A 10,258-nucleotide genomic window follows, 5' to 3' on the forward strand; every position below is an offset into this window, starting at 1 on the left:
AAGGAAGACTTATACCTTAAAACTTTAAATTTGCAAATGGAGACCTCTACACTCGTAGAGGTCTTTTTATGGAAAATCTTAAAATATATTAAATATTTAACTATAAAAATAAATGGAGTGATGGAATTGTCAAATTTACCAAATTGTCCAAAGTGTGATTCGGAATATACATATGAAGATATGCATTTACTTGTTTGTCCAGAGTGTTTCCATGAATGGACAGAAGTGTCTGAAGAAGTAAGTGAAATAAAAGAAGATATTATAAAAGATTCTAATGGAAACCCATTGGAAGATGGAGACGATGTTATAGTTATAAAAGATTTAAAAGTAAAGGGAAGTTCCAACCCAATAAAGCAAGGTACAAAGGTTAAAGGAATAAAACTTGTAGACTCTCCAAGTGATGGACATGATATAGATTGTAAGGTTAGTGGGTTTGGGGCTATGAAGTTAAAATCTGAGTTTGTAAAAAAGGCATAAAAAATTAATATTAAAAGAGGGCATGACAAAACATCTATAAAGTTAAGTTTTGTCATGCTTTTTTTAAAAAAGATTAGAAAGATTGATATTAGTTAGATTTTTTTACTATAAAGGGTATAATTGAAATATATTAATTATCTAACAATCTTTTCAAGGGGGAATAAATATGTTAAAAAATTATATGGAGATTGTAGTAGAAGATGTATTACCCGACCTTATAAAGGAGCATAAACTTAAGTGTGATTGTCAAATATGTATAGAAGATATAAAGGCTATAACACTTAATAATTTAAAACCTATGTATATTGTAAGTCATAAAGGAATAGTATACTCTAAATTAAATGAATTAAATAATCAATTTAATGCAGATACAGTTCGAGGAATAATGGATGCCATAAAAAAAGTAGAAGAAAATCCCAGACATTAAATAGATATTAAAGATTATGGAGGATGATAGATTGAAAAATTTTGTTAATGCAAAATATTTAATAGAAAATATAGATGCTGAAAATTTAATAATACTTGATGCCACAGCAAATTTAGCCGAGCCTTTACAAGGCATAGATTCTTATAAGAAAGGACATGTTAAAGGGGCTTATTTTGTTTCTCTAGAAGATGTTTCTACAGGTCAAATATCTATTCATGGTGGAAGACACCCTTTACCTAATTTAAAAGAGTTTAGGGATTATATGAGAAGTTTAGGGGTAGATAACTCCTCAAAGATAATCATATATGATGATGGAAAGCTTGCCATGGCTGGAAGACTTTGGTGGATTTTTAAATATATTGGTAAGGATCAAGTCTATATTTTAAAAGGCGGAAAAGAGGCCTTTATAAAAGAAGGCGGGGATATAAGTAAGGAAGCTCCAAAGGTAAAAAAGACTGGAGACTTAAATATAAATATAAATGAAGAAATAATAGCTCATATGCAAGAGGTAGATAGGAAGAGAAAAGATAAAGAGGTTGCTATAGTAGATGTTAGAAATCACAAAAGATATATTGGAGAAATTGAACCACTAGATACAGTTGCCGGTCATATAGAAGGAGCAATTAACTATCCATGGACAGATCTTTTAGAGGATGAAAGGGATATAAACCTAAAGAAAATAGAAGAAGAGCTTAAAGATTTAAAAGATTATAAAGAAGTAGTAGTTCATTGTGGTTCAGGTATAACAGGAACTGTAACTGTTTTATTTTTAGATGAAATAGGAGTATATGCTAAGCTATATGCTGGTGGCTATAGTGATTGGATAAGCTATGAAGAAAATGAAGTAATCCAAGGTGAAAATTAATCTTATTTAGGAGATAATATGGAAAATATAATTCAGAGGAAAGAGGAAGCTTATGGAACTTAGATTTGCTAAAAAAGAAGACATGGAAGAAATTATGCTTATAATAAAAAAGGCTCAAGAGAGTCTTAAGTCAAAAGGAATAAATCAGTGGCAAAATGGTTATCCAAATGAAGCTACTATAGAAAATGATATAGATAATGACGAATTCTATGTTTTAGTAGAAAATAAAGAAATACTTGGAATTACAGCCCTTAGCTTTGAAGGTGAAGATACTTATGAAAAGATATATGAAGGCGAGTGGCTTACAGAAAAAGAGTATGGTGTGGTTCATAGGATGGCAGTAGATTTGGATAAAAAAAGAAAAGGCCTAGCTGGTAAGATTTTACAGGAAGCAGAAATCATATGTAAGAGTAGGGGCATAAATGATATAAAAATAGATACACATAGAAAAAACATTGCCATGCAAAACTTTTTAAAGAAAAATAATTTTAAATACTGTGGTATTATTTATTTGAAAAATGGCGATGAAAGACTTGCTTTTGAAAAGATATTAGATAAATAAGAAATGTGCTGAATAAAAAATTCAGCACATTTCTTATGTTTTTTTTATATTAAATAGTAGAACCTTTAGTTTTTTTAGATGTATCATAGCCTAGTTCGTAGTAGTCGTTATTGTTAAATTGAAATTCTTTTATTATATCTAATTCAAGATTTGTATGAGCTTTAAGGGATCTTGGATTTATTTGGTTTATAAAGGTAATTAAAATAGGGAATCTTTTTTGCATCTCTTTTCTAGAAAACTCAAATAGATTTGGAAGTACTTTAGTGCCCCTATATTTTTTTTCTATAGCTATAGGGCCATATTGATATGAGTTTTCTGTAGATAGGGTTTGTCCAAGGTAAGTTGTGCTTGGTAAATCCTTTATCATATGCTCAAATAGAGCCCAAGCAGACCAATAATCCCAAGATGCAGCCATTGCATAAGCTATTACCTTACCATCGTCTGTAGCTAAAAATAGACCATCTTCTTTTTCGATTAACTTTTTAAATTGTTCTTCAGTAAAAAGTGTTGTAACAAATCCATCTGGCTTATCTTCTTCACTAATTGTTGAGACATGATATTTTTCTTGTAAAGCCTGTACAGCTGGAATATCTTTTAATGTGGCCGTCCTGTAATTCATTAAATCATCTCCATTTCCTTTTATTTACTTATATTTATTTTAATATAATAAAGTAGTAATGTCCAGGGCACTTTATTTACTCCCAATTAAAAGAAAATAAGCTTATAGAATAAATTCTATAAGCTTATTTTAATAAAATTTTTTTAAAAGTCTTAAATAATGGTTTGCTTCACGAAGTACATGATCTGCAAGTAGTGGCTGGATTATAGACCTTATTTCGCACTCCACTATTCCTTGAACAGCAGTCAGCTTATATTCTTTAATATATTCTGTAAGTTCAAGGCTTTTATCTAAAATCTTATCTTTTTGTGTTTTTGTGCAATTGCTTATTAATTTATCATAGTGTAAAACAAATTTTTCTGAAATCTTTTTAAGGTCTTCTTCGCTAGGATCAAGTAATCCATCTATAAAGCTAGCATGTTCTTTCATTATATAATTCCAAAAGTTTAGTTCATCACAAAACTTTTTATCAGGAATTTGCCTTTTTATTAAGGATTTCAATATTTCTAAATAAAATTTTGTTTCATGAATTATATGTTCTAACATTTCAGGATATAGGTTGATGAAAAGTTTACAATCTATAAACTTTTGTAAAATCTCTTTTTTAAATATAAAAACTTCTTCTATTATATTTATTGCCCTACAGTTAAAGTTTAATAGATATGATTCTAGCCATTCACTATAATCACAGTCTTTTTTACTTGAAAGCTCTAGTTCTTTTTCTGTAATTTCAAAATTGATGTCTGAACCTGTAAGCTTCATAGTTATTTCTTCTACTTGACTAGTGTATTCAGTTATAAGCTCATTAGAGTCTATTACCCCTTGACTTATATATTCATCAGCAAGAGGAAGAACTTCAAGCATAAGTTCTTCAACGCTCATCTTAAGAAGTTCTGCCATTCTCCGATTATTAGTTTCTGAAGGAGATAGACTAGTTTCTATAAAAAATAAATGTTCTTTCATAATTCTAAGATAAAAAAGATTTAATTCTAATGAGAATTTTATAAATTTCTCTCTAGATAACAAAAAAATTCCCCCTTTTATAATATTCCATAATATATACTATTGGACTTGAGGGGAAAAAATTACAAAACATGCAAATTTAAGATAAAAATATTTTCATCGAAAGATTTTCTTGTATAATAATTAAAAGATGATATTATTAATAAAGAAATTATATTTTTTAAGGAGGATTTGATGGATAAGGAAGAAGTAAAAATGGTTAAAATTAAAAACTCAGACCCATCAGCTATAGGATTATTTGGACTTGCTATGGTTACTCTTGTGGCATCTTCACAAAAGCTTGGTATTACAAGTGGTTTGTCTTTTATAATACCTTGGGCTATGTTTTTAGGCGGTATTGCTCAGCTATATGCATCTATTGAGGATGCTAAGAGAGAAAATACATTTGGAGCTACAGCTTTTGGAGCTTATGGATTTTTTTGGTTAGCAATTGGAACATCTTGGATGATTAGCATGGGAGTTTTTGGAGAGGTTCTAGCTGAAAGCGTAGATCCAAAACAATTAGGTTTTGCATTTTTAGGTTATCTTATATTTACAGTATTTATGACAATAGGGGCTATGGAAACTCATAAACTCTTATTTAGCATATTTTTTGTTATCAATTTTTTATTTATAGGTCTTGCATTAGATTCGTTTGGAATAGGGGGAGACTTTCCTCACAAGCTTGCAGCTTATAGTGAAATCATAATTTCGCTTTTATCTTTTTATGGTGCTGGAGCAGCAGTATTAAATGAACACTTTGGAAAAGAATTTTTACCAGTTGGAAAACCATTTGGTATTTTTAAATAAATATTACTTGACTTATAATAGTTTACTTGCTAATATTTAAATATAATATAAATATCGACAAATTACTCGTATAGTTCCCATAATAAGGTTGGGAAGTTTCTACAAATGGCCGATAATCATTTACTATGAGTGAAAGTGTGGCTAGGGTTTGTAAAAGTCCAAGCGCCACAGGTGCTTAAGGCATCACACCGAAGGGATAAAAGCCCAGGCGGGTAGGTTTCACTTAAACCTACCCGCCTGGGCTTTTTGTTTTTTTGAGATTTTTTGAGATGGATATATGAATTAAAATAAATAGGAGGAAATTCGGTGGAAAAATTTTTTAAACTAAAAGAAAATGGTACCAATATAAAAACAGAGGTAATAGCAGGTATTACGACATTTATGACTATGGCATACATACTGGCTGTAAATCCTTTAGTCTTAGCAGATGCAGGAATGGATGCTGGTGGAGTATTTACTGCTACAGCTATTTCTGCAGCCTTTGCAACACTTATTATGGCACTTTATGCAAAGTATCCATTCGCACTAGCACCTGGTATGGGACTAAATGCATTTTTTGCTTATACAGTAGTACTTGGACCTATGGATAAAACTTGGCAGTTTGCTCTTACAGCAGTACTTATTGAAGGAATTGTATTTATAATTTTATCATTTTTTAATGTAAGAGAAGCAATATTCGACAGTATACCTGCAAATTTAAAGAATGCAGTGTCTGTAGGTATAGGACTTTTTATAGCTTTTATAGGATTAGATGGTGCAAATATTGTACAGATTGGAGATGGAACGCCTTTAGCACTTGGTAATATAGCTTCGGGAGCACCTATAGTTGCTTTAGCCGGGACAATACTTATAGGATTTTTACTTTCTAAAAATATAAAGGGAGCACTTTTAATTGGAATCATACTTTCAACACTTATAGGTATACCTCTTGGAGTTACACAACTACCAGATGGATTTAATAGTCTTGTAAGTTTGCCACCTAGTGTAAAAGATGTAGCTTTTCAGTTTGTAAGTATGGAGGAAATATTTTCTTTTGAAATGTTGGTAGTAGTCTTTACATTTTTATTTGTAGACATATTTGATACAGTAGGAACTCTGGCAGGAGTTGCATCTAAGGCAGATATGTTAGATGAAAATGGCAAGCTTCCAAGAGTAAGTAAGGCTCTTATGGCAGATGCTTTAGGAACTATTGCAGGATCTTGTCTTGGAACATCTACAGTTACTACTTTTGTAGAGTCAGCATCAGGAGTTACAGCAGGTGGTAGAACCGGACTTACATCCCTTACTACAGCTGCGATGTTTGCACTTGCACTTTTCTTTGCACCTCTCTTTACTATGATACCTGGAGCAGCTACAGCGCCAGCTCTTATAATAGTTGGACTATTTATGATGGGTTCTATTAAAGATATAGAATTTGATGATCCAACAGATGGAGTTCCAGCATTTTTAACTATTATAATGATGCCTCTTGCTTATTCTATAGCTGAAGGTATAGTGTTTGGAATGGTATCATATGTGGTATTAAAGGCAATAACAGGCAAATTTAAAGATATATCTTTTACAATGTGGCTACTGGCCCTATTGTTCATAATAAGAATAATATTTATGTAAGGAGGATTTTAGATGAAATTACTTTACAAGGGAAAAACAAAAGATGTATATGAACTAGATGAAAACAAGGTTCTTTTAAAGTTTAAAGATGATGTAACAGGTAAGGATGGAAAGTTTGATCCAGGTGCTAACGAAGTAGGGCTTAGTATAGATGGAATAGGTAAGTCAGGTCTTAAGCTTACTAAATATTTCTTTGAAAAACTTAATGATTTAGATATTCCAACTCACTATATAGAAGCGGATATAGAAAAGAGTTCTATGACTGTATTAAAGGCTGACTTTTTTGGAGAAGGTGTAGAGGTAATATGTAGATATAGAGCTGTTGGAAGCTTTATAAGAAGGTATGGACTCTATGCAAAAGAAGGAGACGAGCTAGATTCCTATGTAGAATTTACATTAAAAGATGATGAAAGAGGAGACCCTCTTATTACACAGGAAGGCTTAGATATATTGGGAATAATGAAGCTGGAAGAGTATGAAAAAATAGAAAAACTTACTCGTGATATTTGTAATGTTATAAAAGAAGAACTTTTAAAAGAAGGATTAGAACTGTATGATATAAAATTAGAATTTGGAAGAGTAGGAGATGACAAGCATATTGCCTTAATAGATGAGATATCTGGCGGTAGTATGAGAGTATATAGAGGAGAAGAGTATATAGAGCCTCTTGAACTTGAAAGGATGTTTTTAAATAAATGAAGCTCATAAAGTTCCCATAATAGGGTTGGGAAGTTTAAAAAATGACCGATAATCGTTTATTATGAGTGAAAGTGCATCTAGGGTTCCGAAGAAGTATCTTTCTTGCTGGTCCAAGCGATGCAGATGCTTTGTAAAAGGCATTACACCGTAGGGGTAAAAGCCCAGATGGGTAGGTTTCACTTGTGGAGCCTATCTGTCTGGGCTTTTATCTTTTAAAAGGAGGAGTAAATCATGCAAAGGATATTTATTGAAAAGAAAAAAGAGGTAAATACTGAAAGAACTGAACTTTTAAATGAATTTAGAACTTATTTAGATATTGAGGCTTTAAAAGATGTGAGAGTTATAGATGTATATGACTTAATAAATTCTAATAGTGAAGAAAGAGATCTTATATTAGAAAAGGTTATATTTGAACCACTTACAGATATTTATATTGAAAACTTTGAAACTGTTTCAGGGGAAATGGCATTTAGAATAGAGGATGTGAAGGGACAGTTTAATAAGAGAGAATATTTTTCAAATGAATTTATTAAGACTATTTTTCCCCAAAAAGATATAGGGTTAAAACATTCTAAGATTATAGTATTAAAAGGTATAGATAATGAAGAGTTTTCTAAGATAAAAGACTATTATATAAACCCAATTGAATTTCGAGAAGTTCCAATAGATGATTTTTCTTTGGGACTTATGGAAGAAAATGATGAGGGCATTATATTTGTAGAAGGATTTATAGACTTTTCAAAAGAAGAAATGGAAGAGTTTAAGGAAGAAAACGGAATAGGGATGGATATAGATGATCTTTTATTTATAAAGAGCTACTTTAGAAATGAAAGAAGGGATCCAAGTATTACAGAGATAAAACTAATAGATACATATTGGTCGGATCATTGTAGGCATACTACATTTACGACTAGAATTAAGGACATTGAGATAGAAGAAGGAAAGTATAAAGAAGTCTTTGAAAGAGAAATGGAGAGATATTTGGAGTCTAGAAAATATGCTCATAGTAAAAAAGAAAAGCCTGTAAGCCTTATGGATCTTGCTACTATAAATATGAGGGAATTATGGAAGAAGGGTCTCTTAGATGACAAAGAAAAAACAGATGAGGTAAATGCAGCAAGTATCCAAATAGATGTTGATGTTGATGGAAAAGAAGAAAAGTGGCTTCTTATGTTTAAAAATGAAACACATAATCATCCTACAGAAATGGAACCTTTTGGAGGAGCGGCTACTTGTCTTGGTGGTGCTATAAGAGATCCTCTTTCTGGTAGGGCTTATGTTTATCAAGCTATGAGAATATCAGGGGCAAAGGACCCAAGAGAAGCTTTTGAAGATACTTTAAATGGAAAACTCCCTCAAAGAAAGATATGTAGAAGAGCTATGAAAGGATATAGTTCTTATGGAAACGAAATAGGTGCAAGTACAGGTTTTGTAAGAGAAATATATGATGATGGTTTTGTGGCTAAAAGGATGGAATGCGGGGCCCTTCTTGCTGCAGCTCCGGAGGAAAATGTATATAGGGGCCAGGCTAAAGCTGGAGATGTTATTATCCTTGTGGGAGGAAAGACAGGTAGAGACGGTCTTGGAGGAGCAGTTGGATCTTCACAAAAACACTCAGAAGACTCACTAGATAAGGGTGGTGCAGAAGTACAAAAGGGAAATCCGTCTCTTGAAAGAAAAATTATAAGACTGTTTAGAAAAAAGCAAGTATCTAGGATGATAAAGGTCTGCAATGACTTTGGTGCAGGTGGGGTAGGAGTTGCTATTGGAGAACTTGCTGATGGAATAGTTGCAGAACTTGAAAAGGTACCTTTAAAATATAAAGGACTTAGTCCAACTGAAATAACACTTTCAGAATCGCAAGAAAGAATGGCATGTTTAGTAGAAGAAAAAGATGTAGAAAAATTTTTAGAAGAAGCAAAAAAGGAAGATGTAGAAGCTACAGTAGTAGCTAGGGTTACTAAAGAAAATATACTTAAGTTTACCTACAATGGAGAAACTGTAGTAGAGATTAAAAGAGAGTTTTTAGACACAAATGGAGTGGAAAAAGATACAGAGATAAAGCTTGTAAATCCTAAGGGTACTAATCCATTTGAGAAAGATATAAAAGAAGAAGGTTTAGAAGAAAAGATATTTACTATGTTAAAAGATATAAATATTGGAAGTCAAAAAGGTCTTGTGGAAAACTTTGACAATACAGTAAGCGGCGAAACTGTTCTTATGCCATATGGTGGTAAATATATGATGTCGCCAAGTGAAGGAATGGTAAGTAAGATTCCAGTTGAAGATGGTGGGACAAATACTACTTCTATTATGACATATGGATATGATCCTAATATTTCAAAATGGAGTCCCTATCATGGAGGATACTTTGCAGTAGTAGAATCTTTAGCAAAAGTAGTAGCTCTTGGAGGAAGTTATAAAGATGTTAGATTTAGTTTCCAGGAATACTTTGAAAGACTTGGGGTGGATAAAGAAAAATGGGGTAAGCCATTTTTATCACTCCTTGGAGCATATAGTGTCCAAAAGGATTTAGATATAGCTAGTATAGGTGGAAAAGATAGTATGAGCGGTACATTTGAAGATATAGATGTTCCTCCTACACTTATAAGTTTTGCTGTTACAACTGAAAAAGTTGATAATATAAGGAGTAGTGAATTTAAAAAGGCAAATAGCAAGGTAGTTTTAATAGATTTACCACTAGATGAAAACTTACTCCTAGATACTAAAGAGATGATGGAAAAATATGATAAGGTCTACAGATTAAATAAAAAAGGCTTGATACTTTCTGCATCTAGCGTTAAAAAGGGTGGAGTTATGAGAAGTATTTTAGAGATGAGCTTTGGAAATAAAATTGGCTTTAAATGTAAAGATTTAGATATAAATGAGCTCTTTAAGGCAAAATATGGTTCTATAGTATTAGAGGTAAAAGAAGAAGCAAGTTTAGAAGAATTAGGAGACTTTACTCTTCTTGGTAGTACAATGGCTGAAAGAAAAATAAGTGTAGATAATACTAAGATTGATTTAGAAGAACTAATAAATGCTTGGACGGGTCCTCTTGAAGAAGTTTTTCCAACTTTAAAAGGTCAACTAGAGGAAGAAGAAGATTACTCTAAAAATATAGATATTAAAATTAAAAAAGGTTTAAAGGTTACCAAACCTAGAATTTTAATCCCAGTATTTACT

General features: G+C 31.7%; 10 protein-coding genes and 2 riboswitches. Of the genes, 8 read left to right on the forward strand and 2 right to left on the reverse strand.

Going from position 1 to position 10,258, the window contains the following annotated elements:
• The 4 genes from ACTHW2_RS06980 to ACTHW2_RS06995 form a co-directional block, all read left to right on the forward strand.
• A partial coding sequence (locus ACTHW2_RS06980; RefSeq protein WP_442263239.1) for a zinc ribbon domain-containing protein YjdM occupies nt 1-477 on the forward strand: 477 nt, incomplete at its 5' end.
• 166 nt (nt 478-643) lie between these two features.
• A complete protein-coding gene (locus tag ACTHW2_RS06985; RefSeq protein ID WP_442263240.1) occupies nt 644-904 on the forward strand; it encodes a late competence development ComFB family protein in 261 nt (86 codons plus the stop codon).
• A gap of 31 nt (nt 905-935) precedes the next feature.
• Nucleotides 936-1,769, forward strand: coding sequence for a sulfurtransferase (locus tag ACTHW2_RS06990; RefSeq protein ID WP_442263241.1), 834 nt, complete (start codon nt 936-938; stop codon nt 1,767-1,769).
• Nucleotides 1,770-1,821: 52 nt separating this feature from the next.
• Nucleotides 1,822-2,331, forward strand: coding sequence for a GNAT family N-acetyltransferase (locus tag ACTHW2_RS06995; protein ID WP_442263242.1), 510 nt, complete (start codon nt 1,822-1,824; stop codon nt 2,329-2,331).
• A gap of 49 nt (nt 2,332-2,380) precedes the next feature.
• Here the strand turns inward: ACTHW2_RS06995 and ACTHW2_RS07000 are convergent, their stop codons facing one another.
• Complete coding sequence (locus tag ACTHW2_RS07000; RefSeq protein ID WP_442263243.1) at nt 2,381-2,950, reverse strand: GNAT family N-acetyltransferase; 570 nt, start codon at nt 2,948-2,950, stop codon at nt 2,381-2,383.
• Nucleotides 2,951-3,079: 129 nt separating this feature from the next.
• Nucleotides 3,080-3,976 carry a DUF2935 domain-containing protein gene (locus tag ACTHW2_RS07005; RefSeq protein ID WP_442263244.1) on the reverse strand — a complete coding sequence of 299 codons (897 nt, stop codon included), beginning with the start codon at nt 3,974-3,976 and terminating at the stop codon, nt 3,080-3,082.
• Between the two features lie 171 nt (nt 3,977-4,147).
• On the opposite strand from ACTHW2_RS07005, the gene ACTHW2_RS07010 reads away from it, so the two are divergent.
• The 4 genes from ACTHW2_RS07010 to ACTHW2_RS07025 form a co-directional block, all read left to right on the forward strand.
• Nucleotides 4,148-4,762, forward strand: coding sequence for an acetate uptake transporter (locus ACTHW2_RS07010; RefSeq protein ID WP_442263245.1), 615 nt, complete (start codon nt 4,148-4,150; stop codon nt 4,760-4,762).
• A 46-nt stretch (nt 4,763-4,808) separates the two neighbouring features.
• Nucleotides 4,809-4,908: riboswitch (purine riboswitch) on the forward strand.
• A 145-nt stretch (nt 4,909-5,053) separates the two neighbouring features.
• The gene (locus tag ACTHW2_RS07015) at nt 5,054-6,373 is read left to right on the forward strand and encodes an NCS2 family permease (RefSeq protein ID WP_442263248.1); all 1,320 of its coding nucleotides are present in this window, start codon (nt 5,054-5,056) and stop codon (nt 6,371-6,373) included.
• A gap of 12 nt (nt 6,374-6,385) precedes the next feature.
• Nucleotides 6,386-7,072: a phosphoribosylaminoimidazolesuccinocarboxamide synthase gene (locus ACTHW2_RS07020; RefSeq protein WP_442263246.1), complete on the forward strand. Its 687-nt coding sequence runs from the start codon at nt 6,386-6,388 to the stop codon at nt 7,070-7,072.
• Nucleotides 7,056-7,154, forward strand: a riboswitch (purine riboswitch). (Overlaps the previous gene by 17 nt.)
• Nucleotides 7,155-7,303: 149 nt before the next feature.
• Nucleotides 7,304-10,258, forward strand: a 2,955-nt coding sequence (locus ACTHW2_RS07025; RefSeq protein ID WP_442263247.1) for a phosphoribosylformylglycinamidine synthase, incomplete at its 3' end; no start/stop codon positions are given.

It is taken from the genome of Tissierella sp. (assembly GCF_052089545.1).
Taxonomy (GTDB): Bacteria; Bacillota; Clostridia; order Tissierellales; family Tissierellaceae; genus Tissierella_A.

Bases quoted from the DNA above. Each gene is read 5' to 3' on its own strand.
- ACTHW2_RS06985 (WP_442263240.1), top strand. From the start codon at position 644: ATGTTAAAAAATTATATGGAGATTGTAGTAGAAGATGTATTACCCGAC.
- ACTHW2_RS06995 (WP_442263242.1), top strand. From the start codon at position 1,822: ATGGAACTTAGATTTGCTAAAAAAGAAGACATGGAAGAAATTATGCTT.
- ACTHW2_RS07000 (WP_442263243.1), bottom strand. From the start codon at position 2,950: ATGAATTACAGGACGGCCACATTAAAAGATATTCCAGCTGTACAGGCT.
- ACTHW2_RS07010 (WP_442263245.1), top strand. From the start codon at position 4,148: ATGGATAAGGAAGAAGTAAAAATGGTTAAAATTAAAAACTCAGACCCA.
- ACTHW2_RS07020 (WP_442263246.1), top strand. From the start codon at position 6,386: ATGAAATTACTTTACAAGGGAAAAACAAAAGATGTATATGAACTAGAT.